The sequence below is a fragment of the Ochrobactrum sp. BTU1 genome (assembly GCA_018798825.1).
In the GTDB taxonomy this organism is placed as follows: domain Bacteria; phylum Pseudomonadota; class Alphaproteobacteria; order Rhizobiales; family Rhizobiaceae; genus Brucella.
This window is the reverse complement of record CP076354.1, coordinates 311,053-336,350: the sequence shown is the minus strand read 5'-3', so window position 1 is coordinate 336,350 and position 25,298 is coordinate 311,053. Positions and strand designations below refer to the sequence as shown.

Sequence of the window (25,298 nt, the reverse complement as noted above, 5' to 3'; positions counted from 1 at the left end):
GTAAAGTAGACTAGGCAAGGCAAGCATTTTCAGGCAAAACACGCAAGCACTACTAAATAACGACAGGCCTACTGTTGTGCACCATTCGCCGGCTTCTCAGGCTCACTGTCAAAACTCTTTGCGACATCCATGAAGCGACGCATGAAGCGTTCCATATAACCAAGCGACTGTTCGAACTCTGCATCGGACGGCAGCTTTGACGGCATAGCAGATGCAGCACCCGACTGAACTGCTGCAAGCTTATCCTCAAGCCTTTTCACGCGGTCCTGCAGATCGGAAATGTCGTTCTCATAAGCCTCGCGGTCTTCGGTTGCCATCTTGCAGACAAGCTGCCCCTGATGCTCATTGCAGACTGAAAGCGCACCCGTTCGCGTATCGAGCCGCACATAGCCGGTTTCCGTGCCTTCAAGGCGATAGCGGCCATTTTCCTGCGCATAAGCACTGCTGGCAATAAAGCCGGTCCCAAGAAGTGAAACCGTGGCGAGTGTGCGAAACAACGGCATGTTTTTGCCAGACATGGTTCTGTCTCCCTAATAGCCTGTTTAAGCGCATCCCGTCCGAAAGCCGCTTCACACTTTTCGGGATGCACTCTATTTCTTCGCGCATCTTATCCAAAAACTGCTTTGCACTTTTCGGGATGCGCTTGAGCCTACCCCCATCATATGGGAGCTATGCGCGAAAAACGAACAAGTCATGCTTTGATTTTCTGATAAATTCGGGCTAGAGAGCCGCCATGACCAAAACGACCATCTACAAGATCGCCCCGCGCGATCTCTGGGCGCAGGCAGAAGAGGCTGGCAATTTTACCGGGGCACCCGTTGATATTGCCGAGGGCTATATCCATTTCTCCACCAGTGAACAGGTGCGCGAAACAGCCGCCAAACATTTTGCCGGGCAAACGGATCTGCTGCTGGTAAGCGTAGATACAGTCGCCTTGGGCGATGCGCTGAAATTCGAAACCTCGCGCGGCGGGGCATTGTTTCCGCATCTTTATGCAGTGCTGCCACTATCGGCAGTGGTTAAGGTCGAGCCATTGCTGCTCGACAAAGATGGTCTCCATATCTTCCCGGAGCTTGAGGACAAATGAGCGGGCTTTTTGAACTTTTTGGGCGACGTGCATTGTTTACGTTCGACGCCGAGCAAGCGCATGGTCTGTCCATCGCAGGGCTGAAAACTGGTATTGTCACCTGCAGCCGTCCACATGACCCCGCACTTTCGGTTAAGATTGCAGGTCTGCAGTTTCCAAATCCAGTCGGCATGGCAGCCGGTTATGACAAGAATGCCGAAGTCCCTGATGCACTCTTGAAGATCGGCTTCGGATTTACCGAAGTCGGCACCATCACGCCGCGTCCGCAGAGCGGCAATCCGCGTCCGCGTATTTTCCGTCTGGTGGATGATCGTGCTGTGATCAATCGTCTTGGCTTCAACAATGAAGGCCACGATGCAGCGTTCAAGCGCCTTTCGCAGCGCGCTGGAAAGAGCGGTATTGTCGGCGTCAATATCGGTGCCAACAAGGATGCTGAAGACCGTATCGGCGATTATGTAGCCGGTATTCGCAAGTTCTATCAGCTGGCACGATATTTCACCGTCAACATCTCTTCGCCCAACACGCCGGGCCTGCGCAATTTGCAATCCCGCGATGCGCTGCGCGAGCTGCTCTCGCGTGTTCTTGCTGCCCGCGATGAAGAAGGCAAGATGTGCACGCTGAAGCGTCCGGTTTTCCTCAAGATCGCGCCTGATCTGAGCGACGAAGAACTCGACGATATTGCTGCAGAAGCGCTTGAGCAGAAGCTTGACGGTATTATTGTTTCCAACACAACGCTTTCGCGCAACGGTCTGAACAGCACAGAGAACCGCGAAGAAACGGGTGGCCTTTCGGGCGCACCGCTATTTGAGCGTTCGACGATTATTCTGGCACGTATGCGCGAGCGGATCGGCGCTGACATGCCGCTGATCGGTGTTGGTGGTATCGACAGTGCTGAAACCGCCCTTGCGAAAATCAAGGCGGGTGCTGATCTCATCCAGCTTTACACCGGCATGATCTATCGCGGTCCCGGTCTCGCATCCGAAATCGTGCGCGGACTTTCAGACGCCGTCAAAACAGAAGGCGTGGCAAGCATTTCCGATCTGCGCGACCGCGACACGAAGGAGTGGGCCGCGCGCCGTCTGCCTGACTAAACTTCTCCTGAACATGACCCCGAAAACTGGTTCCCACTTTTCGGGGTCATGCTTTAAAAAAACTCTGTTCTGTATCTGCGCGGCAGCAACGCCAGAAGCGTGATGCCGCGGATCGATAGGAACAGATTGATTGCCAGCCAAAGCCCGTGATTTCCCATCACGGGCTTTACTGCATAAAGCACAGCCAAAAAGAATATCAGCGAGAAGAACATCATGTTGCGCATATCGCGCGACCATGTTGCGCCGATGTAAACGCCGTCCATATGGAATGCGAGCAGGCCGGTGAGCCCGGTTAATGCCGCCCATGGCAGATATTTGATCGCCTCATCGCGCACATCGGAAGCCTTCGACAGAAGGTCGATAATCGCATCACCAAAAACCAGCAAAGTGAATGCAATCAAGCTGGCCATGACCAGCCCCCAAACGAAGGTGAGTTTCGCACCGCGAACAAATGCCGGGCTATAGCGCGCCCCGACCGAGCGGCCTACGATCTGCTCGACCGCTGCGGCCATACCATCGAGAAAGAAACCGCAGACGAGGAAGAAATTCATCAAAACCGCGTTTGCCGCCAGCGTCACCGGACCGAGCTCTGAGCCCGCGCGGGTGAAGAATGCAAAGGCAGTCAAAAGCAGAATGGAGCGGATCATAATGTCGCGGTTAAGCGCGACCATCCGCACAAGACCTTCTTTCTGAAAGATGCGCGCCCAATCAGGCCTGCGTCCTGTCGTGCGATTGAAGTGGCGCGCAACAAGCGTGAGGCCAATGATTGCCGCAACAGTTTCGCCCGTCACCGTGGCCCATGCAACACCGGCCACACCCCAGCCAAGTTCCAGCCCGAGCACAATGCAGAGAATAATATTGATACCGTTAATTAGCACCTGAAGGCTGAGGCCCAGAATACCCTGCCCCCGTCCAAGCAGCAGACCCAGAACGGAATAATTAATAAGCGCCACCGGTGCCGAAAGCATCCGGATTGACACATAAGTCACCATCGCTTCCTGAGTGGCAGGTGTCGGGTGAATGAAATCAGACGCAACGGTTAGCACGAGCGGCAGGCTCAGGATCATCAGCAAGCCAGCAGCAATCGCTATAATGATAGCCCGCCAGAAGATTGCCTGTTCTTCTGCCTTGTCGCCTGCCCCCATCGCCTGTGCGACAAGCCCGGTGGTTCCGGAGCGCAGAAAGCTGAACATGGTCAGCAGAAAGTCAAAAACCAGTGCGCCGATAGCGAGGCCACCAATCAATTCGGCCTGCCCCATCTGACCGACCACACCCATATCCACCAGCCCAAGCAAGGGCGTGGTGACGGCGGCGAGTGTCATCGGCACGGCGATCATCATCACCATGCGATGGGTCACTTCAAACGGTCTGGAAACAATGCTCTGATCGTGCAGCATCTGATCCCTGGCTTTCCTCGAATATCGGTCGCAATATCGGTAAGCTCTATTCTGGAATCATTCAAAACGACAGTGAATTCGGCCACCGTATTGTCGCAGCCCTGACAGCCTTATGTCAGGAGCGCGTTCAACAATATTCAGAGGCCGAGCATCATCGCCCAGTAGAGGCGACGCGGATTGTTTTCAGGCGTCGCCCATGCAAGGCCATAATGCTCGAAGGTCGGATCAAGCATATTCTTGCGATGCCCTGGTGATTTCATCCAGGCATCGAAAACAGCCTGCGTATTGGGCTGACCAGACGCCACATTTTCTGCAGCGGGACCGCGAATACCAGCCTGTTTGAGCCGCGAAACAAACCCATTGCCCCAGCCGACCGAGTGGCCGATTTTGCCATGGCTCGCCATACGACGTGCCTGATAAAGCGCTGCCTGCTCAAGCTTGCCGTTGGTTGCCATAAGCGGTAGACCGTTGGACTTGCGGATCTGATTGAAGAGCTCGGTCGGGTCAACGTCTGCTGCAGCGTTTGCAAAACCCGCGGGCAAAGCCGCGAAAGCCAGAGCGCCACCGGCGAGGATCAGAAACCCACGCCGGGTAAGGTTAAAAGTGTCGTTGTCTTGCATTTCCCGCTTCCGAAAGGCTTTTTACTACGCATTATCCTATGCAAAACCGCTTCGCACTTTCGCAGGAAATGCTCTGATTATTTCCGGTAGCTCAGGATACGGAGCAAAATAAAGGCAGGAATGACGACGGCTGCACCGAGGATGAGATAATCGGCAAAACCTGCAATGGCAGAGAAGCCCATATTCCAAAGGCGCAGAACGAAATCACGGATGCCATAGAGGATATCATAAGGCGTCCAGTGGAACGCGCTCATCACCACGCCAACCACCAGCGAGATCAGCACAAGCTTGATCAGCACGCGTGCAGGCGTATCGCCAAGAAAACGGTTCACACCATCAGACATGCAAATCTCCAGTATTTGGTCGCCTGCCAAAGTGGCAGTTTCGCCGCGGAAAATAGGTCGTCGGCGCAGGATTCGCAAGTAAGCTCATAAATTCAGCGTTCCTTGCGATAATCGCGTGGCGGCTTCTGCTTCTGGCGCACGAACGAGCGGTTCATGCTACGTGTGTCCGTAAATCCGCTGGCGACTGCCACTTCCAACAACGATAGCCCGGTTTCAGACAGCAGCTCCCGCGCCTTTTTAACGCGCAATTCTTCGCGTACCTCAAAAGCCGTGCGCCCCACCGCCATACGAAAACCGCGCTCCATCTGACGCACCGATATGCCCAGCTTGCGCGCAACATCGATCATCGGCACCGGCTCTTCCAGCGTTTCCTCAAAAATGCGGATCGCCTTGCGGATCATCGGCGAACGAACACCATTGAAGCTTAATGCCGGCTGTTCAGAACGCACCAGTTCATAAGGGATCATCAGAATGGACGCGCTTTTACGTGCCAGTTCCTCGGAGATTTCATTCTGGATGATCGAAAGTGAAAGCGATGCCGCGCCCAGGCCGCCCGCACAGGTATAGTGCCGTCCGCTGCGATGAAAAAGGCTTGTCGTATCAGCGGTATGGCCATCGAAAAGATCGAGAAAATCATCACGATGGAACCAGCTGACACAACAGTTTCGGTCATCAAGCAAGCCGCCCTCAGCCAGCAGAAAGGCTGCTGTGCAAAGGCCCACAACGGTCTTGCCACGCTTATCGGCACGTTTGATAAGGTCAATCAAAGCCTGTTGACGCGGGCGGTACTGCGCAAGCAAACCGCCGACAACTGCCACATAATCGCACTCATCCAGCTCACCGATGGGTGCTGTCGGTTCAATCACCATACCGGAACTGGATGTGACCGGATCGCCCGACAATGTGCAGATTTTCCAGGCACACCGGATCTGGCGGCTTTTATCACGATCATCGGCTGCAAGGCGAAATGGGTCGAGAAACAGGCTGAGGGCCGTCAGCGTAAAACCGGGCAACGCAACGATGCCCACGGACAGACGGCGCGATGGCACATCCGTTATGATTTCCCGAACCTCATCCTTCCCATTTCTCACCTAAGCAGTCCTCCACCACATCCCACTTTATACGAACGGGATCAGGAAGAACGCAATCACCTGAAATGCTTGGAGAGCTTAAGTTGCTGCGCCTGATAGTTCGATCCCAAATCGATGCCATAGAGCGCCTTCGGGCGATTCAACATATGCTCATAAACAAGACGGCCGACAATCTGGCCATGTTCGAGAATGAACGGGACTTCATGACTGCGCACTTCCAGAACCGCACGGCTTCCCGTTCCACCAGCAGCGGTGTGACCGAAGCCCGGATCAAAGAAGCCTGCATAATGCACACGGAATTCACCGACCAGCGGGTCGAAAGGCGTCATTTCCGCTGCGAAAAGCGGCGGCACATGCACCGCTTCGCGCGAAACGAGGATGTAAAACTCATCCGGGTCGAGCACCAGTTCACGCGACCCACGATCATAGATCGGCTCCCAGAAGTCGAGAACGTCATTGGCAGCTCGCTTATCGACATCGACAACGCCCGTATGATGCTTACCGCGATAACCAATCAGCTTGTCTTCGCCACCCGACAAATCAACCGAAAGTGCGATGCCGCCGCCGGAAATATTCGGCATTTCGGCAGCAACCAGCGTTTCGCTCTGATGCAGGACTGCAAGTTCTGCTTCAGTCAGCTGGGCACGTCCCTGTCGAAAACGGATTTGCGACAGGCGCGAGCCAGTGCGTGCAACAATCGGGAAAGTACGTGGGCTGACTTCGAGATAAAGCGGGCCATTATAGCCAGCAGGCACCTTGTCGAACTCCTGCGCACCATCGGCGATAACGCGGGTGAAAATATCGAGGCGGCCCGTCGAGCTTTTCGGGTTAGCGGAAGCAGACAATTCCGGCGAAAGCGACAGGCTTTCAAGCAATGGCACGATATAGACGCAGCCGGTTTCAAGCACCGCGCCTGCGGTCAAATCGATCTCGTGAAGCTTGAGACGTTCCAGCTTGTCTATAACCGGCGTTCCCGGACCGGGCATGAAGGATGCGCGCACACGATAGGCTTTCACACCCAATCGCAGGTCGAGACTTGCAGGCTGAATCTGATCGGCATCCAATGGACGCGCAGATTTGAGCAAACCGCTTTCAAACAGCGCGGCAATATCCGCATCTGCCAGAATTCCTGCTTCCCTCTGTGTCATACCACTGAACTCCGTAAATTACTTAAAGTTGGTCTAAGACCATTGACCGCTCTAAGCACCGATGCCAACCCTCAAAGCCCTTGGTTTCGGGGTTTTCCGCAGGAATCAGAGGCCAAGCACCTTTCACCGGCAGCTCTTTTCCTGAAAACTGACCTTCCAAGCATTGACGACCCTGCCCAAGAGGCATAAGGAAAAAGTGTTCCGTGGTGATTTGGCCGGCCGGCTTGCAGCCACGTTAAAGAATTCGCTAAAATAAGGCCGCGGTTCGTTACCGGCCTTTTGCGTGTTCGCGAGGCCGGTTTTTTATTGGCCGCCGAGGCATTTCCAGGCCCCGGCCGACCAGCTTTCGACAGGTTGGAAAAAATGACGAATAAGACTACCCGTAAGTTACGCCCGGCAACTCAGCTCGTTCATGCAGGATCGCTGCGTTCGGGCTTTGCAGAGTTGTCCGAAGCCCTCTATCTGACGCAGGGCTTTCTTTACCCGACGGCAGAAGCCGCTGAAGCGCGATTCACAGGCGAAGACCCGGGTTTCATCTATTCGCGTTATGCCAACCCAACCACAGACATGTTTGAAAAGCGCATGTGTGCGCTTGAAGGTGCCGAAGATGCGCGCGCCTTCACCTCTGGTATGGCGGCGGTCGCCGCCTCCATTCTCTGTCAGGTACAGGCTGGAGAACACGTCATCTGCGCACGCGCCGTCTTTGGGTCGTCGCGTTACATTATTGAAACGCTGCTGCCGCGCTATGGCGTTGAGTTCTCAATTATCGACGGCTCGAAGATCGAAAACTGGAAAGCAGCTGTTCGCCCAAACACCAAAGTGATGCTGCTCGAAAGCCCGTCGAACCCGACGCTCGAAGTGATAGACATTGCTGCTGTTGCTGACATTGCCAATGAAATCGGCGCAAAGCTGATCGTCGACAACGTGTTTGCGACGCCGCTTTACCAGAAGCCACTGGAGCTCGGCGCGCATATCGTCGTCTATTCGACCACCAAGCATATTGATGGTCAGGGCCGTTGTCTTGGCGGGATCATTCTTTCCGATCAGGAGTGGACTGAAGAAGTTCTCCAGCCTTACTTCCGTCATACCGGCCCGGGTATGAGCCCATTTAATGCATGGATCATGCTCAAAGGCCTCGAAACGCTCGGTGTTCGCGTGCGTCAGCAGACACAGTCGGCTGCAGCCGTTGCCGATGCGCTTGCCGGTCAGGCAGGTGTGAAACAGGTCATTTATCCGGGCCGCGCTGATCACCCACAAGCCGATATCATCGCTAAGCAGATGACCGGCGGCTCGACGCTAATCGCGCTGGAACTCGAAGGCGGCAAGGAGGCTGCGTTCAAGTTTGAAAATGCGCTGCAGGTCTTCAGCATTTCCAACAATCTGGGCGATGCAAAAAGCATCATCACTCATCCCGCCACAACTACGCATCAGAGCCTCACAGACGAAGCCCGCGCGGAACTCGGTATTTCTGACGGTATGTTGCGTATCTCTGTTGGTCTCGAAGATCAGGATGATCTGGTTGAGGATGTACTGGAAGCGCTAGCTGCCGCTCGATAACAAAAATCGACTAATTTTGCAGCTTTCGACCGCAAAACGATTCATAAACGACGCAATTGCCGGAACATTTCGGCAATTGCGCTGCTTTTGTCGGCATCAACTCGTTGACCTCCCGCGCAACTTTAGCGATAGGTGAGACAAGTAGACTTGATGCGATTCAAAGGCGGGTGCGTATGTACAAAGCGGTAACGCGGGGTATCGAAGTAACGGCTGAACCGTTTTATCTCGAAGACCAGTCCGAGCCAGAAGACAACCGCTATGTCTGGGGCTACCGGATCACAATCGCCAACAATTCATCTCAGACTGTACAGTTGCGCTCGCGTTACTGGCAGATCACAGACGGCAATGGCCATATTGAAGAAGTACAGGGCGCAGGCGTTATCGGCGAACAGCCGACGCTTAATCCCGGCGACTCTTATCAATACTCTTCAGGCTGCCCCTTGAGCACGACATCCGGTGTCATGGTTGGGCGATATCAAATGCAGGCTTCCGACGGGAATGCCTTTGAAGTCGATATTCCGGCTTTCTCGCTGGATATTCCAGAAGCCCGCCGCACGCTGAATTAAAAAAGGCGCTTCTATTGAAGCGCCTTTTTCATTCGTCACATATCCCGAAAACCGCGTCGCGCTTTTTCGGGATGCGCTTGTTTATTTCGCAAACTGTGCAGGATCAAACTCATAGGTTTTGGAGCAGAATTCGCACGTAACCGAAATCTTGCCATCCTCGACGCTATCCTGAATTTCTTCAGCCGAGAAGTTTGAAAAGACACCTTCGATCTTCTCGCGCGAACAAGCGCAATCATCGACAACCCGGATCGCCTCATAGATGCGAACGCCACGCTCATGGAACAGACGATAAAGCAGACGTTCCGAGCCAACCTGCGGGTCGGTCAGTTCCGAGCTTTCAATCGTGCCAACCAGCGAGCGCGCTTCATCCCAGCCGTCGTCTTCAAGGTCGAGAACAACTGTGTTTTCGTCGCCATCGCCACCCGGAAGGTCCGGCATGCGTGACCGAATTTCGGATTCCGGCAGGAACTGGATCATCAAGCCACCGGCGCGCCAACGTTCGACCAATTTGCCGTCGCTGCCGCGCTCAACGAGCTTTGCAACGCTTAGCTTCATATCGGTTGCAATCTGCTCCGACTGGCGGAAGTAGGTACGTGCGATCTCTTCCAGCGTCGATCCATCGAGAGCCACAATGCCCTGATAGCGCTGCGTGTGGGAACCTTGGTCAACCGTAAAAGCAAGCGTGCCACGTCCAAGCAGTTCTTCCGGACGTGTCTTGCCTGCGCTCACCGCCTCCGCGACGCGCTCGGCATCAAAACGCGCGTAAGCACGCACCGAACGCGGTGTACGGAAATCCACGACCAGCATATCGACAGGTCCGTCGGACTGGGTCTGGAAGATGAACTTGCCTTCGAATTTCAGAGACGTGCCAAGCAGAACCGTGAGCACAGTCGCTTCTGCCAGCAGGCGTGCAACTGTTTCCGGATAGTTATGACGCTTGAGAATAGCGTCGATGCTTGCACCCAACTGAACGGCGCGACCGCGCACGTCGAGCCCTTCCACCTGGAAGGGCACAACGGCGTCATCGCCCGCGAAGTCGAAGTTATTCAGGTCGATCTGAACGACTTCTTCTTCGTTATGCTCAATGCTGGTCTTGTCAGCCAAATTATGCTCCTTGCAGGCACCATGCCAGAATGGCCTTCTGGGCGTGGAGCCTGTTTTCAGCTTCATCGAATACGACCGATTGCGGGCCGTCGATCACTTCGTCGGTCACTTCCTCGCCGCGATGTGCGGGCAGGCAGTGCATGAAAAGCGCCTTCGGGTCAGCTTTAGCCATCAGATGCGCATTGACCTGATAGGGCATGAAAACATTATGGCCGCGAGCGTGATCTTCCTGCCCCATCGAAACCCAGGTGTCTGTGACGATGCAATCTGCACCGTTCACTGCCTTGTCCGGGTCTACTGTGGACAGGATTTTCGCGCCGTTTGCCTTTGCCCAATCAATATATTGCTGCTTCGGCTCGCTGCCTTCCGGCGTTGCGATATTGACGTTGAAATCAAAACGCGCCGCAGCTTCCACAAGCGAATGCAGGACGTTGTTACCGTCCCCCATCCAGGCAAAGGTCTTGCCTTTGATCGAGCCGCGATGTTCCTCATATGTAAGAACGTCAGCCATGATCTGACAAGGGTGTGTGTCGTCGGTCAGTGCATTAATCACTGGAACAGTCGCGTATTCGGCCAATTCCAGCATACGATCATGCGATGTCGTGCGGATCATGATCGCGTCAACATAGCGCGAAAGCACCTTAGCGGTGTCCGCAATCGTCTCGCTGCGACCGAGCTGCATCTCCGACCCCGTGAGCATGATCGTCTCACCGCCGAGCTGACGCATACCGACGTCAAACGATACGCGGGTACGGGTGGACGGCTTTTCGAAAATCATCGCCAGAACCTTGCCAGCGAAAGGCTTTTCGATCTCGCCAGCCTTCAGACGTGCTTTGCGGGCCTTGGCGTCTTCCATGATGACACGCAGTTCCGATGATGGAACTGTCGATAAATCGATGAAGTGCTTGATACCGTTGTTCGCCATGATTTTATGCCGTCTTGCTGATCGGATTTGCGACGGAAAGCCGTTCAACGGCCGCTTCAATGCGTGCCAGTGCTTCACGGGCCTCTTCAGGCGTCGTAACCAGCGGAGGCAGGATACGAACGACATTGTCGCCAGCGCCAACGCTGAGCAGATGCTCATCACGTAGAGCCTGAATAAGGTTCACGTTAGGAACCACGCACTTGATGCCCATCAACAGGCCGCGACCGCGTACTTCCGAAATAACGTTCGGAAAACGATCGATGATCGAGGCAAGGCCCTGCTTCATGGCCAGCGCAGTTTCCTGCACGTTTTCAAGGAAGCCGTCAGCCAGCACGACATCCAGCACGGCATTGCCAACAGCCATAGCAAGCGGGTTGCCGCCGTAGGTCGTGCCGTGAACGCCAGCCACCATGCCCTTGGCAGCTTCTGCTGTTGCAAGGCAAGCGCCCATTGGGAAGCCACCGCCGATACCCTTTGCGACTGCCATGATGTCTGGCGTGATGCCCGACCACTCATGGGCAAAAAGCTTGCCGGTACGGCCAACGCCGGTCTGCACTTCGTCAAGGATCAGAAGAAGACCCTTGTCGTCGCAGATCTTGCGCAGAAGACGCATGAATTCTTCAGGGAAGCCGCGCAGACCGCCCTCGCCCTGCACAGGCTCAAGCAGAATTGCTGCAGTTTCTTCGGTGATTGCGGCACGCAGCGCCGCTTCATCGCCGAATGGAACCTGATCGAAGCCCTCGACCTTCGGGCCAAAACCTTCGAGATACTTAGCCTGACCGCCAGCAGCGATCGTTGCCAGCGTACGGCCGTGGAACGCGCCTTCAAAGGTGATGACGCGGAAGCGCTCAGGATTGCCGTTTACATAATGATAGCGGCGCGCGGTCTTGATCGCGCATTCCAGCGCTTCAGCACCGGAATTGGTGAAGAATACCTTGTCCGCAAAAGTCGCATCTACGAGACGTTTGCCAAGCTTTTCCTGACCAGGAACTTCATAGAGGTTCGACAGGTGCCAGAGCTTGTCAGCCTGCTCTTTAAGCGTATTAACCAGATGCGGATGGGAGTGGCCCAGCGAGTTAACCGCGATGCCAGCTGCGAAATCGAGATAACGGTCGCCGCCTTCGGTAATAAGCCAGATGCCCTCACCTCGCTCGAAGCGCAGAGCCGCACGATTGTAAGTGTCGTAGAGCGGTTGCACAGTCGTAACGTCGGTCATTGCAGTCAGGCCTCCATTAGCCTTTTAAATGCAGCGCCTCCGGCTAGGGCCGGTCAGGCAGCGTTTCCCATTGTGTTGATGTCCCGCACATGAACGCAATCGTTCACTGGCGGGTTCGGGGATCACATGTCTTTGCATGGTCCTCCCGGCGGAAATAAAAAACCGCCCTCAGGGCGGCAATATTTAATCCCGCGCGTATATTGGCGCTCGCAAAAAAAATGTCAATCAAAGCCCACCCGGATAATCATGCATCTTTATGCATGAGTTCATGCGGGAAGCTCACATTATAAAGAGCGGGATTAAGATGGCACCTATGCAGTTGCAGGGGTGGCATTTTGCAGATCGGGTCGATATATAGACGCCAGATGTCTTCCCCGACGGGAAACCCCTCTGAAATGCACCGCGAAATACGCGTAGCTGACTCAGAAAAACCGTCTTTAGCACCCAAGTTGGGGAAAACCATAAAAATGGAATCCGCCTGGCAAGGCTATCCCTTGTCATGGAGTCGTTCGGTATTGTAGTTTCTATTTAAAGTAAAAAACTACATTTCGTACGGCGGACCTAGTCACCCGGATAGATATAGTGTTTGTGCCTGGAGCAATCCGGGGACGCTGGTGGATTCCGGATAACGAAAACTGATTGGAGCCCAGGGCGATGAACTGGACAGATGAGCGCGTCGAACTGCTAAAGAAATTATGGAACGAAGGCTTGAGTGCAAGCCAGATCGCAGCGCAGCTTGGCGGCGTCAGCCGCAATGCAGTGATCGGCAAAGTGCACCGCCTGAAGCTTTCGGGTCGTGGTAAGACCACGACCGCAGCCCCACGCAGTAAAAAAGTAAATACCGTTGCAGCGACCCCGCGTCCTGCAGCAACCACCCATAGCAATGGTGCAAGCCGCCCACAGGCGACCACAACCATTCGCACAGCAACTGTCACGCAGACCGTCGGCGCAACCGCGCTTCAGATGGAGTACGTTGCAGATGCCGTAACAGAACGCGTCGTACGCCCAGCGTCAGACGTTGTTGTTCCAATCTCCCGTAAGCTGACGCTTCTGCAGCTCAGCGAGCGCACCTGCAAGTGGCCGATTGGCGATCCGCTCAATGAAGATTTCCACTTCTGCGGCAGTGAATCCGGTGAATCCAGCCCATATTGCAGCTATCATTCGAAGTTGGCTTTCCAGCCGACGGCGGAACGTCGTCGCGCGCGCTAATCTCCTTTACCAGCGTCCAATAAATTTAAACCCCGACAGCGTTTCCGCTCCGGGGTTTTTTCTTTGCTCTCTCTCTGCTCAAGGCGGCTACCAACTGTCCGTTACAGCGGTTCCAGTTAAGAAAGAATCGTTGGAACCGCTGTAACTATTTGTTTTTACGCATTATCCTACGCAAAACCGCTTCGCACTTTTGCTGGAAATGCTATAAGAAGCATGGATGATCTGCCTACGCCCGCTTGGGCAGACGGACCATAAAGGTAGAACCTTCGCCAAGCTGCGAGCGCACAACAAGGCGGGCGCGATGGCGAGCGAGGATGTGCTTGACGATAGCAAGTCCCAGACCTGTTCCCTTTTGAGCGCGGCTTGTTTCGACATCGATGCGGTAAAAGCGTTCGGTCAGACGCGGGAGATGCTCGGCAGCAATGCCCGGACCAAAATCCTGCACCGAAGCTACAACTTCCGAGGCATTTTCGCTACTCTCTTCGTCCAGGCTTAGAATGATACGTTTGCCGCCCTGCCCATACTTACAGGCATTTTCAACGAGGTTCTGGAAAACCTGGATAAGTTCATCTCTGGTGCCAGTCACATTCACCGGATGATCCGGGAAGTGCCGCTCAATGACGACATCAAGACCCGCGGCGAGAGGTGTCAGCGTGTCGGCTACGTGATTGAGCACAGCGGTCATATCCACACATTCGCTCACAGCCAAATGCGCGCGCATCTCCAAACGTGAGAGAGAAAGCAGATCGTCAATCAGACGCGACATGCGCTCGGCCTGCTTCTGCATGATACCCAGAAAGCGCTCGCGTGCGCCTGCGTCATTGCGAGCCGGGCCTTGCAGCGTCTCGATGAACCCAAGCAGTGAGGCAAGCGGCGTGCGCAACTCGTGGCTTGCATTAGCGATAAAGTCCGAACGCATACGGTCGATGCGACGTGTTTCGCTTTGATCGCGGAACAAAAGAACGAAAAGTTCCGGTTGGCCCGATGCATCCCTTAGAGCCTTCACCATCGCCTTATACCAGCGGTCAATCGGCACACGCTCGAAATAATCTATGCTGCGCGGCTCACCGTCAGCAATCACGCCTTGAATAAGTGCGTGCATTTCCGGAGCACGAAACCGCAGATAAAGACCTGTATCTTTTTCAAGTGACTGGAAGGCACTGAGCGCTGCAGCATTTGCGAACAGCACAGTTCCACGCTGATCAAATACAATCATCGGATCGGTCAAAAGATCGGCAAGCCGCTCACCGGAAACACCAGCCATTTCATTGACGGGATGTTCATCCTGCAGCTTTTCCTCAACAGGGTCATCGCGCGTGGCGCTTGCGACCCAGATGGCGCCAACGACGACCAGAACCATCAAAAGGATGCGAAACCACAAGGGCAACTCCAGCACCATGATGCAAACCACCAACACCATGCTGGCAATAAGCACACCCTTGACCCTGAGAAGCGGAGCAAAGAGGGTTTCCTCTGGCTCGGAACCGGGAGAAGGTTGGTTGCTGCTTTCACTCATTCTCAAATCTCTCAATTCAGACAGCGCGCAAGCCATTTACCTTACGCATGTAATTGTCCCGAAAGCGGGTCAACGATCCTTTACGCGGCTTATAAACAGCCCATATCATGCATTAAAGCGTATCGCATTTTATCATTTCCAAATGATGCGCTTTAAGTCCTTGTTCTTGCGCATGTCGTCACCGGATCGTAGCGGGATTAGAAATCAGCCCAGTAAACTGATTTCCCCGCGAAGACGGTTTCCCAATTTCTGCGGCATGCACTAGGTTCGGCGGGCACTGCGTAAACGTGCCTTTATATAAACCAAAGGAGCTTGCCGTGGGTGACAGTTCAAAGACAGCTAACAAAAAGAAAGCGGAAAAAGACAATTCAAAATCCGGCGACAAGCCTCTGAAGATCAAAATCGAAGGCGACACCCACAAGTTCGATATCAACGATCCCAAGCTTCCGGACTGGATTGATGACCAGGCTCTGCAATCTGGCGGATATCCTTATCCTGATAAAATGAAATCGAAGGATTATGAGGAAACGCTGGAGCGGCTTCAAATCGAGCTCGTCAAAATGCAATACTGGCTGCAAAGTACCGGTGGACGGGTAATCAGCGTCTTTGAAGGGCGGGATGCTGCTGGCAAAGGTGGAACAATCTTCACCATCCGGCAGTTCATGAACCCCAGAACTGCGCGCAATGTCGCCTTGCCAAAGCCCACTGAAACCGAGCGCGGTCAATGGTATTTTCAGCGCTACGTACAGCTCTTCCCCACGTCCGGTGAATTCGTCACCTTCGACCGTTCCTGGTATAACCGTGCAGGTGTTGAGCGCGTCATGCAGTTCTGTACGCCCGAGCAACTTGAAACGTTTCTGACGGAAACGCCTGATTTCGAGCGGATGATCGTCACCGAAGGTATCCACCTGTTCAAGTTCTGGCTGGATATCGGACAGGAAATGCAGCTCAAGCGTTTCCATGAGCGCCGCCACAGCCCACTGAAAAGCTGGAAATTCTCACCGATGGATGTTGCGGGCATTTCACGCTGGGATGACTATTCCAAAGCGCTGTATGTCATGCTCGAGCGCACAGATAGCGGTTACGCGCCATGGACGATTATTCGATCCAACGATAAGAGACGCGCCAGATTGGCTGCAATCCGGCGCATTCTCCTGAGTTTGCCTTATGAAGGGCGTGATCTCGAAGCCATCGGCCCCGAAGATCAATCCATTATCGGACGAGGCGCTGAGTTTCTTGCTTCCAAAACACCGGCGGCATCCGATTCCGGCAAATAGAACGTGCTTGGCTGGTGTGGTGTTTTCTCCCAGAGATGCGGCTTCCACACCAGCTGCCACAGAGCTCGCCATGCCGAAACTGAGATCAAGACCCAATAGGCTGGGATGGCGAGAATATAGGCATAACCGCCTAATTCCGTCGGCTCCATAGTCTTCGATCCAAGCACATAGAAACTCAGGTAGGCCAGCATGATATTGATCATATCAATGCGCAACAGCCACTGGTTTTGGGAATCGAGAGGGCCAAACAGCATAAACCCTGCAAGAACCAGCACGGTCACCAGCATGAATGGATGCAGAAGCGCCGAACCGATAATACCCAAGGTGTAAATCTGGTTGACGACGAAGCGCCACCAGCCAAGCTCGCGCCAGGTGGCATATGGATTACGTCCATGAACGAGCCATGTCTGCATCCAGCCTTTGATCCAGCGCGTGCGCTGCTTATGCCAGACCGAATAGTCAACCGGCGCGTCTTCGACGGTGCCCCGCGTGATAACATCGATACCGTAACCAAAGCGAGCGAGCCGCATTCCAAGATCGGCATCCTCGGTGACATTATAGGCGTCCCACCCACCAACCTGGTCAAGGCATGAACGGCGGAAGTGATTGGATGTGCCGCCCAGTGGGATAACCAATCCTTGGGAAGCAAGCCATGGCAACAACCCACGGAACAGTGTGGCATATTCAAATGCAAACATACGCGTGAGCAGGTTTTGCCGGAAGTTTCCGATAATCAAAGGCGCCTGAACGCAAGCAAGCTGATCGCCACCCCGCTGAAACGCCTGCCATGCCTCAAGCAGCTGATCTGGATGAGGACGATCCTCTGCATCGAAGACGGCTATGATTTCGCCGCGTGCAAATTGAAGCGCATAGTTCAACGCCTTCGGCTTGGTGCGCGGACCGCCTGTTGGAACAAGAACCAGCTCATAATTTGATGGAAGAGCCCTCGCCCTGATTTCCCCGATGGTATCAAAATCGTCTCTCTCGCAGACAAGTTTGATATCGAGTTTGCTGCGCGGCCAGTTAAGCCTCTCCAGCGAAGCAATTAGTTGCCCCACAACTGCTTGTTCACGATAGAGCGGTACCAGAACAGAGTAGACCGGCAAGTCGCGTCGATTAAACGGCACGATTTCTGGAAAACGCAGACGACGGCTTGAAACCGCTGCGAAGAGGCGGATGAGTACACAGCCGAAAAAGAACAATGTCAGACAGACGTGCAGGAATAGAATAGTTTTTGACGGCCAATTCACGAAACTTGCAATAAACGCATAAAGCCCCATTGCAATGATGAAAGCCTGTGGCGTTTCAAGGACCCGGGCTGCTGAAAACAGCTGTGGTGTCATTCCATGCGCCCGCGCGATCAAATCCTTCTGATGGCGCTGGCGAAGAATCTTCTTGATGACCGACGGTGTGGAAATTCTAATCCGCTCTCGCAGTTCTGGTGTTTGCTGAATATGGTCGCGCAGTTTTGCAATACGACTTTCAGTAGGGGCGAGATAAAGATAGGAAGTGCCGTCCTTTCCGAGCACCGTCAATTGTCCCGGCTCCGTAAAAATCGCCGATGTCTCTTCACCCGTAACAATGACGCGTGACGAGAGGACCTCCTCTGTGAATGTCAATTCGAGATAGTCGGCTATTGCTTCAAACAACAACGTCTCTGAAACACCCCGCTGATGCGAAATTTCGGCGCAAAAGCTTGTCCCGTTGATGATGGATGCTTCATAGGCTTTCGTCAGGCAATCACGCGACACACCGCGTCGCTCCAATCTGGCAGATATGGCCGTGCATATCCCCAGATCGGAAGCAATCGATCCGTTACTCATAGTACCCCCGCACTACTAATGGACTATTTTTATTTTTCACTAATATTTATTATAATGCTCTATGAGGATTATTTATTTAACTAAATTATGTATTTAGAAAATAACCCCTCTATATAGATATTTATTTCATTCTATTTTAAATTGAAACAGAATTATTTAACTCTGACTATATTCAGGATCTTTACGGTCAAATTAATGCCAACCCATTCAAATTCATTGCATAGTTTTCCACATAGGCTCTATTAACGTGAAATTATCAGATATTGCTTACACAAGGCTCCAATGAAACGGCACCTTTTGAGCATAGCGGTTGCAGCTTGCTGGCTTGCCAGCGGCATCTCCGTCGGCGCCCAGCCCGCGCCCAAGGCACCTGACTTCTTCAACCAGAAGGAAAGGCTGGCCTTGCCATCCCTTCAGGGACTTAATCGACTGCGCTTCGTGACGACGCTCGATTTCCCGCCCTTCAATGCACTTAACGAAGCCGGACAACTTTCAGGCTACAATATTGACCTTGCGAAAGCGCTCTGCAGTCAGATGGGATTGAGCGACATATGCCAGATCGAGGCTGTGCCCTGGAATGAACTTGAAGCCAAACTGGAAAGTGGTGAAGCGGAAGCAATCATCGCAGGCTTGAGTGTCAATGCACAAAGCCAGCAGAAATTCGTTTTCACCCGCGCCTATATGCGCTTTCCCGCACGCTTCATAACCAAAAAAGCAAATAGCTTTTCCGAACCTGCGGCGATTTCAACACGCGGCAAAGACATTGGCATTGTAGCAAGCTCTGCGCATGAACAGCTTTTAAAAGCATATTTTCCACAAGCCGTTGCCAAATCATTTCCCGACCGAGCTGCTCTCTTAGCTTCACTGCAAAAAGGTGAGATCACCGCTGCTTTTGATGACGGCATGTCGCTGTCATTCTGGCTTGAAAGTGATCAGGCTCATGATTGCTGCGTCTTCACAGACGGGCCATATCTGGCACCGCAATATCTTGGCTCAGGTCTGACAATTGCTGTCGCTCAAAAGAATGCTGCTCTGGCAATCGCTTTTAACAGTGCGTTGCAGTCATTACAGCAGCAGGGCAAACTCACAGAGCTCTATCTGCGCTACTTCCCAACCAGCTTCTATTGATTAAGACCTGCAACAGCTGCGCATGAATCGCGTGGCAGAATCATCTGTGCGGCGGATTACGCCCGTTCATGCCAACTCTTTGACCGACGTACGCCGCAGAATTTCGTGCCATTTTGTCGCATCAACGGGAACGCAGCACCGCGAATTTTCAGTGATTATTGAAATTTCCGACCATTCGATACTTACAGTACATAAGTAAAATTATTTGAAATCAAAATATTGAATTAGATTTTCAGGAAAATAAAGCGCTAAATCGCGTCTTATTATGTAATTTCGTGTCGCCTTATATCACATTTTCCCAATAAATCCATATGTTTATTTGTTCTTGAAGAATTCTTCTTTTAATCGATAATCAAAATCGAGGAGAAGGAGGAATTATACATGTACCAAGGCATCAGCACTCATTGGCACAAGTCTCCTGCACAGACCCAGCGGTCGCCGAATGAAGCAACCTATGTGTTCTTTGGGATTTTTCTGGCGTGCCTGACTGTTCCTGCAGCAATTATCCTTTGGGCGATTGCTCAAAGCATAATGACGCATTTCTAAGAAAGTCAGGTGATCCCGAGATAGATTGTCGGTCACGAGCCTGTAGATGGCGATGGATTTTGACGAAGCGTAGCGAACAGGTGCGGATAGCGCTTGGTAGACTTCGCACATAAGCTTCCAAATAATGATGGGCCATAGGATGCGCTTGAGTCATCAGATGCTCCGTTGGCGCCTTACGGCATTCAACAAAAAGCCCCGCTTGAGAGCGGGGCTTTTTCTTATTCTCTAACCCCGGCACATCCGTAGGAATATGCCGGGGCTGATCACTTTTAGTGCGTCGCACCGCTCTCGTCGCCATGTGCTGCCTGCTGCTGCACAGGCGCTGGCGCTCCAGCTACATCATCAGGACGCTTTTTAGGCGGCTTGCGTGCGATCAGGCTATAGAACATCGGAATGAAGAAGGTCGCGATGAAGGTCGCAGCCAACATACCACCGATAACGCCGGTACCGATCGAGTGACGGCTTGCCGAACCTGCACCAGAGCTGATTGCCAGCGGAACCACACCAAGGATGAACGCCAGCGACGTCATCACAATCGGACGGAAGCGCAGGCGAGCAGCCTCAGCAGCAGCTTCGATGGCTGACTTACCCTCTTCGCGTTGCAACACTGCAAATTCCACGATCAGAATCGCGTTCTTTGCCGCGAGACCTATGAGCGTCACCAGACCGATCTGGAAGTAGACGTCGTTGGTCAGACCACGCAGATCAGTTGCCAGCAACGCACCGAAGATCGCGAAAGGCACAGCGGTAATGACTGCCAGTGGCAGGCTCCAGCGTTCATACTGGGCGGCAAGGATCAAGAACACCATAAGCAAGCCGAAGATCATAGCCTGACTACCGCTGCCGCTTGTCGTGACTTCCTGATAGGCAGAGCCAGTCCATGCAATCTGATAGCCCTGCGGGAGCACTTCAGCAGCCACTTCCTGCATCGCCTTGATCGAGTCACCCGACGTGTAACCCGGTGCCGGATTACCCGTGACCTTAGCCGCATTAAACGCGTTGAAACGTTCAAGCTGATCAGGGCCAACAACGCGCTTGACCGTTACCAGTGCGCTCAGCGGGATCATGCTGCCAGAATCGGCGCGCACAAACACATGCTTCAAATCGCTCGGGTCGCGGCGGAACTCGGCTTCCGACTGCAGATTGACCTGATAGTTGCGGCCATAAAGCGTAAAGTCGTTGACGTAAACGCTACCGAAGGTCGCCTGCATGGCGGTGAAGACCGAATTGATCGGCACGCCCATCGCCTTGGCTTTTTCACGGTCAAGCTGGATATCATACTGCGGCACGTTCGGATCAAACGTTGTGCGCACACCCGTCAGTTCCGGGCGCTTGGCCGCGGCATCTGTCAGAAGCTTGGTCGCATTAGTCAGCGATTCAACACCGCCACCCGTACGATCCTGCACGTAAAGTTCGAAACCGCCGGTCGTGCTGAGACCCATGATCGGAGGTGGGTTGAATGCCAGAACCAGACCATCCTGAATGCCCGCATTCATACCCATGATTGCACCGGGCAGATTGCGCGCGTCGAGATCCGGCGTCGTGCGTTCTTTCCAGTCCTTGAGCATGATGAACATCGTACCGGCACTGGTCTTAAGACCACCCGAGAGCAGGTCGAAGCCGGAGACTTCAAACACGCTTTCTACCGCGGGATGCTTACGAATATTTTCGCTGGCCTCATGAAGAACCGCACTTGTGCGCTCCAGCGATGCCGCTGGCGGTAGGATGGCCACACTGAACAGGAAGCCCTGATCTTCGTCTGGCAGAAGCGATCCCGGTACTTTCTCAAAGAGATAATATGTACCGCCCAACAGACCTGCAAAAATCAGCAAGCCAATAGCAGCGCGTTTCAGGAAGAAGCGCACGCCGTTGGTATAACCGCGCGTCAAACTGTCGAAGAAGCGGTTGAAGATACGAAATGGCAGCATCGGCTCATGATGGCCGGGCTTCAGGATCAGCGCGCAGAGTGCGGGCGTCAGCGTCAAAGCCACGATACCGGAGATCGTCACGGAAATCGCAATCGTAACAGCGAACTGCTTATACATTTCGCCAACCAGACCGCCCATGAAGGCGACCGGAATGAACACGGCGCAGAGCACCAGAACAATCGCGATAACCGGCCCCGTCACTTCACTCATTGCCTTGATGGCAGCTTCGCGCGGCGGCAGTTTCTCGGTCGTCATAATGCGTTCGACGTTTTCCAACACCACGATGGCGTCGTCCACGACGATACCGATCGCCAGAACCAGGCCGAACAATGTCAGCAGGTTGATGGAGAAGCCAAGCACATACATTCCCGCGAATGTACCGATAATCGAGATCGGAACCGCGATGACTGGAATAAGCGTTGCACGCCAGTTCTGAAGGAAGATGAAGACCACCAGAACAACGAGGATGATAGCCTCGATGAAAGTATGGATCACTTCCTCGACAGAGACCTTAATGAACTTGGTCGTATCGAATGGAACCGAATAGTCGATGCCTTCAGGGAAGCTTGCCTTCAGCTCCGCCATGCGGTTCTGAATAAGCTCCATCGTGTTGAGCGCGTTGGCGCCCGGCTGCAGATAAATCGCAATCGGAACAGCTGGAGTGCCATTGAGGGCACTATCTACCAGATAGCTTTCTGTACCCAGTTCCACACGGGCAACGTCCTTAAGACGCAGCGTTGCAGCATTCTTGTCGGAACGAAGAATGATGTTTTCGAACGCTGATGCGTCCGGCAAACGGCCTTGCGTTGTTGCCGTGTAAGTAAACGGCCCTGCCTGCGGATCAGGCTGATCGCCAAAGCGACCTGCCGCAAACTGTGCGTTCTGTTCCTGAATTGCCGTCTGAACATCGGTTGGTGTCAGATTATACTGTGCAAGCTTGTCCGGACGCAGCCAGACGCGCATCGAATAATCGATGTTGCCGAGAAGCTGAACATCGCCCACACCAGTAAGGCGCTTGAGGTCGTCGATGACGTTCAAAAGCGCGTAGTTACCAACATAGGTACGGTCATAGCGATCCGTGGTGGAGAACATCGCCACCATGCCGAGAATGGTGCTGGAGCGCTTATCGACGGTCACGCCGAGACGCTGCACTTCCTGCGGCAGAGACGAAGTTGCACGCTGCACACGGTTGTTGACGTTGATCGTTGCCTGATCCGGATCGGTGCCCAGAGCAAAGGTCACGGTCAGCTGCATGGTGCCGCTGCCAAGGCTCGAGGACTGCATATAAAGCATGTTCTCGACGCCATTGATCTGCTGCTCAAGCGGTGCCGCAACGGTTTGCGTGACCGTTTCAGCACTTGCGCCCGGATAGGTCGCGCTAACGACAACCTGGGGCGGCGTCAGCTCGGGATATTGCGCGACAGGCAGGATCCGCATCGCAATGAGGCCTGCCAGCACAATGATGATGGAGATGACCGCCGCGAAAACCGGACGGTCGACGAAGAATCTATTCATTGCTTGTCTGCCGCCTGTTCTTTTCCGGCCTCTGCTCCAGCTTCGCCTGCAGCCTTCTCAGCTGAAGCTTCAACCGGCTGAACCGTTTTGCCCGGGGCCGCCTTGATCACGCCTTCGGTGATGATACGGTCGCCAGCCTGAACGCCTTTGCTCACAAGCCATGCATCCGTCAGTTCGCGGGAAACCGTAACTGGCCGAACTTCCGCAACGTTTTCCTTGTTCACAACATAGACGAACTGACCTTGCGGGCTTTGCATCAGGGCTGCTTTTGGAACCAGAATTGCGTTGTCGATGGTTACGCCAAGGATCGATGCGCGGACAAACTGACCTGGGATCAAGCGCTGATCAGGATTGTCAACGACAGCACGGGCACCAAGTGTTCCGGTTTCCGTATCGAGCGATGAGGATGTGAAGTCGATGGTGCCTTCATGGTCATAGGCATCGCCGTCACCAAACAGAATCCGAATGCGCAGACGATCCGCATCCTGTCCCGTCGCTCCGCGTGCTTCACGCAGCTTGCGGATTTCCGCAGCTTCCGAGTCCGTGAAGGAGAAGTTGACGTAAACCGGATTGATCTGGGTGATCGATGTCAGCAGGCTCGACGAAGCATCCGTACCGATCAGACTGCCTTCGGAAACCTGTTCGAGACTCGTGATGCCGCTGATGGGCGCTGTAACCTTGGTATAGCTCAGGTTCAGTTCTGCCGTGCGCAACTGCGCCTTGGCAGCCGCAACTGCAGCCTTGTTAAGGTCTCGTGTCGCCAGGGCAGTATCACGGACGGCTGTGCTCTGCACCTTCTGCTGAACGAGCTGCTCAGCCCGTTCCGCATCGCGGATCGACTGCTGATAGGTTGCCTCAGCCTGCGCAACCTGCGCCTGTGCGCGAGCAGCTTCCGCCTCATATGGTGCCGGATCGATCTCGAAAAGCACGTCGCCTGCTTTGACTTCCGTGCCTTCAATAAAGTTGCGATGCAAAAGAATGCCGCCAACGCGAGCACGCACCTGAACATCACGATATGCGCTCACGCGAGCGGCATATTCATAAGGGACTGAAACGTTCTGCGCCTTGAGTTCTGTAACAGTGACCGGCGGAGGTGGTGGCGTAGCCCCTCCTGGTGCCTGCGCATAGGCAGACTGTCCTGCAATAATGAAAAATGCGGCTCCTGCCGCAAAAAGCCGAATAGAACGGTTCATGGTCATAATGGGAGTTGCCCTTGATGTCGCACGGTGCGGCCGAATAAACATACACGAATGTTTGTAAATACGAATTACCGTGTTATAGTCAATCACCTAATGTTACATATCACGAATGATTTATCCCAATTGTGAAGTAAAATCCCGAGACGGCTTTGGGGTTTTTATTCACCTTGGAATATCGAAAGAACCCGAATGCGCAGGACCAAAGCCGAGGCCGCGGAAACCCGTGATGCTATTCTGACGGCCGCCGAGCATGTCTTTCTGGAACGCGGTTTAACGCAATCTACTCTGATGGAGATTGCGGGTCATGCTGGTGTGACACGCGGTGCGATCTACTTCCATTTTCACGACAAGCTCGACATTTTTCAAGCGCTAATCAACCGCACTCGCTTCCCACATGAAGAGATTATGCTACAGGCGGCGGCCTGTGACCATCCCAATCCTCTTTATGTTCTTGAACAGTCGATCCTGACAGCACTTGAACTGTTCATCACCAATGAGCGGCAGCAGAATCTATTCACGATCATCCACCAACGTTGTGAATATGTCGGCGAGATCGCTCCGCTTGTTGAGCATCTAAAAGAAGCACGCGCGAATGTGCTTTCGCTTTTTACAGGACTGCTCGAAGTTGCAGAACGACGCGGAGAGCTTTCCAGCGAATGGACATCCCTTTCAGCCGCACAAATCCTGCTCGCCGTATTGGGTGGCCTGCTCAATGAATGGCTCAGAAGTGAACGCGGGTTCGATCTGGTCAGCGATGGCGGAAAAACCATCAAAACCATGATGAAATCCATGCGCCGCGAGCCGGTTCCTGTCGCGTAAAGCTGCACTTTGTATCTCCAATAGACATTCCCTCACCGCATCGTGAACCCCTCTCCGTAATTATTGGGAGAGACGTTCTCTCAAATTTTAATTTACGCTTACGTCAATGTAACTCTTGCGATTACGACGAAAGTCGACCACATTAATTTTTGAGGAGCGTGCCTTTCCTTTATTGAGGATCTGGCATCATTG

The 25,298-nt window shown here is 53.6% G+C and carries 21 protein-coding genes and 1 riboswitch; of the genes, 8 read left to right on the top strand and 13 right to left on the bottom strand.

The genetic code is table 11. From position 1 onward, the window contains the following. Positions 1–68 precede the first annotated feature (68 nt). On the bottom strand, positions 69–518 hold the full coding sequence (locus tag KMS41_01525) for a hypothetical protein (protein QWK77953.1): 450 nt from the start codon (positions 516–518) through the stop codon (positions 69–71). 215 nt (positions 519–733) lie between these two features. Here KMS41_01525 and KMS41_01520 point away from each other — a divergent pair, with 215 nt between their 5' ends. Both KMS41_01520 and KMS41_01515 read left to right on the top strand, forming a co-directional pair. Continuing rightward, positions 734–1,087, top strand: a complete 354-nt coding sequence (locus KMS41_01520) for a DUF952 domain-containing protein (protein QWK77952.1) — start codon at positions 734–736, stop codon at positions 1,085–1,087. Then, positions 1,084–2,178, top strand: coding sequence for a quinone-dependent dihydroorotate dehydrogenase (locus tag KMS41_01515; GenBank protein ID QWK77951.1), 1,095 nt, complete (start codon positions 1,084–1,086; stop codon positions 2,176–2,178). Before KMS41_01520 ends, KMS41_01515 begins: the two co-directional genes overlap by 4 nt. A 53-nt stretch (positions 2,179–2,231) precedes the next feature. Here KMS41_01515 and KMS41_01510 read toward each other — a convergent pair whose 3' ends face one another. The 5 genes from KMS41_01510 to KMS41_01490 all read right to left on the bottom strand — a co-directional run bounded on the left by KMS41_01510 (position 2,232) and on the right by KMS41_01490 (position 6,778). Beyond that, positions 2,232–3,575 (bottom strand): MATE family efflux transporter, encoded by a 1,344-nt coding sequence (locus tag KMS41_01510; GenBank protein ID QWK77950.1) that lies wholly within the window; start codon positions 3,573–3,575, stop codon positions 2,232–2,234. 137 nt (positions 3,576–3,712) lie between these two features. Then, complete coding sequence (locus KMS41_01505; protein QWK77949.1) at positions 3,713–4,195, bottom strand: CAP domain-containing protein; 483 nt, start codon at positions 4,193–4,195, stop codon at positions 3,713–3,715. Positions 4,196–4,272: 77 nt separating this feature from the next. Then, positions 4,273–4,539: a hypothetical protein gene (locus KMS41_01500; GenBank protein ID QWK77948.1), complete on the bottom strand. Its 267-nt coding sequence runs from the start codon at positions 4,537–4,539 to the stop codon at positions 4,273–4,275. Between the two features lie 92 nt (positions 4,540–4,631). Then, positions 4,632–5,630, bottom strand: a complete 999-nt coding sequence (locus tag KMS41_01495) for a GlxA family transcriptional regulator (protein QWK77947.1) — start codon at positions 5,628–5,630, stop codon at positions 4,632–4,634. Positions 5,631–5,686: 56 nt separating this feature from the next. Then, complete coding sequence (locus KMS41_01490) at positions 5,687–6,778, bottom strand: 2'-deoxycytidine 5'-triphosphate deaminase (protein ID QWK77946.1); 1,092 nt, start codon at positions 6,776–6,778, stop codon at positions 5,687–5,689. A 193-nt stretch (positions 6,779–6,971) separates the two neighbouring features. After that, positions 6,972–7,052, top strand: a riboswitch (SAM riboswitch). 89 nt (positions 7,053–7,141) lie between these two features. On the opposite strand from KMS41_01490, the gene KMS41_01485 reads away from it, so the two are divergent. Both KMS41_01485 and apaG read left to right on the top strand, forming a co-directional pair. Continuing rightward, positions 7,142–8,335 carry an O-succinylhomoserine sulfhydrylase gene (locus KMS41_01485; protein ID QWK77945.1) on the top strand — a complete coding sequence of 398 codons (1,194 nt, stop codon included), beginning with the start codon at positions 7,142–7,144 and terminating at the stop codon, positions 8,333–8,335. Between the two features lie 173 nt (positions 8,336–8,508). Further along, positions 8,509–8,901 (top strand): Co2+/Mg2+ efflux protein ApaG, encoded by a 393-nt coding sequence (gene apaG / locus KMS41_01480; GenBank protein QWK77944.1) that lies wholly within the window; start codon positions 8,509–8,511, stop codon positions 8,899–8,901. 81 nt (positions 8,902–8,982) lie between these two features. On the opposite strand, the gene KMS41_01475 is transcribed toward apaG, so the two are convergent. The 3 genes from KMS41_01475 to KMS41_01465 are packed head-to-tail and all read right to left on the bottom strand — an operon-like array spanning position 8,983 to position 12,146. Then, positions 8,983–10,005, bottom strand: coding sequence for an Hsp33 family molecular chaperone (locus KMS41_01475; GenBank protein ID QWK77943.1), 1,023 nt, complete (start codon positions 10,003–10,005; stop codon positions 8,983–8,985). Between the two features lies 1 nt (position 10,006). After that, positions 10,007–10,930: an ornithine carbamoyltransferase gene (argF, locus tag KMS41_01470; protein ID QWK77942.1), complete on the bottom strand. Its 924-nt coding sequence runs from the start codon at positions 10,928–10,930 to the stop codon at positions 10,007–10,009. Positions 10,931–10,934: 4 nt separating this feature from the next. Beyond that, on the bottom strand, positions 10,935–12,146 hold the full coding sequence (locus tag KMS41_01465) for an aspartate aminotransferase family protein (GenBank protein QWK77941.1): 1,212 nt from the start codon (positions 12,144–12,146) through the stop codon (positions 10,935–10,937). A gap of 654 nt (positions 12,147–12,800) precedes the next feature. On the opposite strand from KMS41_01465, the gene KMS41_01460 reads away from it, so the two are divergent. After that, the gene (locus KMS41_01460) at positions 12,801–13,355 is read left to right on the top strand and encodes a GcrA family cell cycle regulator (protein ID QWK77940.1); all 555 of its coding nucleotides are present in this window, start codon (positions 12,801–12,803) and stop codon (positions 13,353–13,355) included. A 226-nt stretch (positions 13,356–13,581) separates the two neighbouring features. Here KMS41_01460 and KMS41_01455 read toward each other — a convergent pair whose 3' ends face one another. Continuing rightward, positions 13,582–14,871 carry a PAS domain-containing protein gene (locus tag KMS41_01455; GenBank protein ID QWK77939.1) on the bottom strand — a complete coding sequence of 430 codons (1,290 nt, stop codon included), beginning with the start codon at positions 14,869–14,871 and terminating at the stop codon, positions 13,582–13,584. Between the two features lie 317 nt (positions 14,872–15,188). On the opposite strand from KMS41_01455, the gene ppk2 reads away from it, so the two are divergent. After that, entirely contained in the window at positions 15,189–16,148 is a 960-nt protein-coding gene (gene ppk2, locus KMS41_01450) for a polyphosphate kinase 2 (GenBank protein ID QWK77938.1), read from the top strand. Here ppk2 and KMS41_01445 read toward each other — a convergent pair. Next, positions 16,076–17,971: a glycosyltransferase gene (locus KMS41_01445; GenBank protein ID QWK77937.1), complete on the bottom strand. Its 1,896-nt coding sequence runs from the start codon at positions 17,969–17,971 to the stop codon at positions 16,076–16,078. The two genes, ppk2 and KMS41_01445, sit on opposite strands and share 73 nt — an antisense overlap. A gap of 282 nt (positions 17,972–18,253) precedes the next feature. On the opposite strand from KMS41_01445, the gene KMS41_01440 reads away from it, so the two are divergent. Next, positions 18,254–19,099: a transporter substrate-binding domain-containing protein gene (locus tag KMS41_01440; GenBank protein ID QWK77936.1), complete on the top strand. Its 846-nt coding sequence runs from the start codon at positions 18,254–18,256 to the stop codon at positions 19,097–19,099. An 815-nt stretch (positions 19,100–19,914) separates the two neighbouring features. On the opposite strand, the gene KMS41_01435 is transcribed toward KMS41_01440, so the two are convergent. Continuing rightward, entirely contained in the window at positions 19,915–23,088 is a 3,174-nt protein-coding gene (locus tag KMS41_01435; GenBank protein QWK77935.1) for a multidrug efflux RND transporter permease subunit, read from the bottom strand. After that, positions 23,085–24,287: an efflux RND transporter periplasmic adaptor subunit gene (locus KMS41_01430; protein QWK77934.1), complete on the bottom strand. Its 1,203-nt coding sequence runs from the start codon at positions 24,285–24,287 to the stop codon at positions 23,085–23,087. Before KMS41_01430 ends, KMS41_01435 begins: the two co-directional genes overlap by 4 nt. Positions 24,288–24,476: 189 nt before the next feature. Here KMS41_01430 and KMS41_01425 point away from each other — a divergent pair, with 189 nt between their 5' ends. Further along, positions 24,477–25,106, top strand: coding sequence for a TetR family transcriptional regulator (locus KMS41_01425; GenBank protein QWK77933.1), 630 nt, complete (start codon positions 24,477–24,479; stop codon positions 25,104–25,106). The last annotated feature ends 192 nt before the right edge of the window (positions 25,107–25,298 follow it).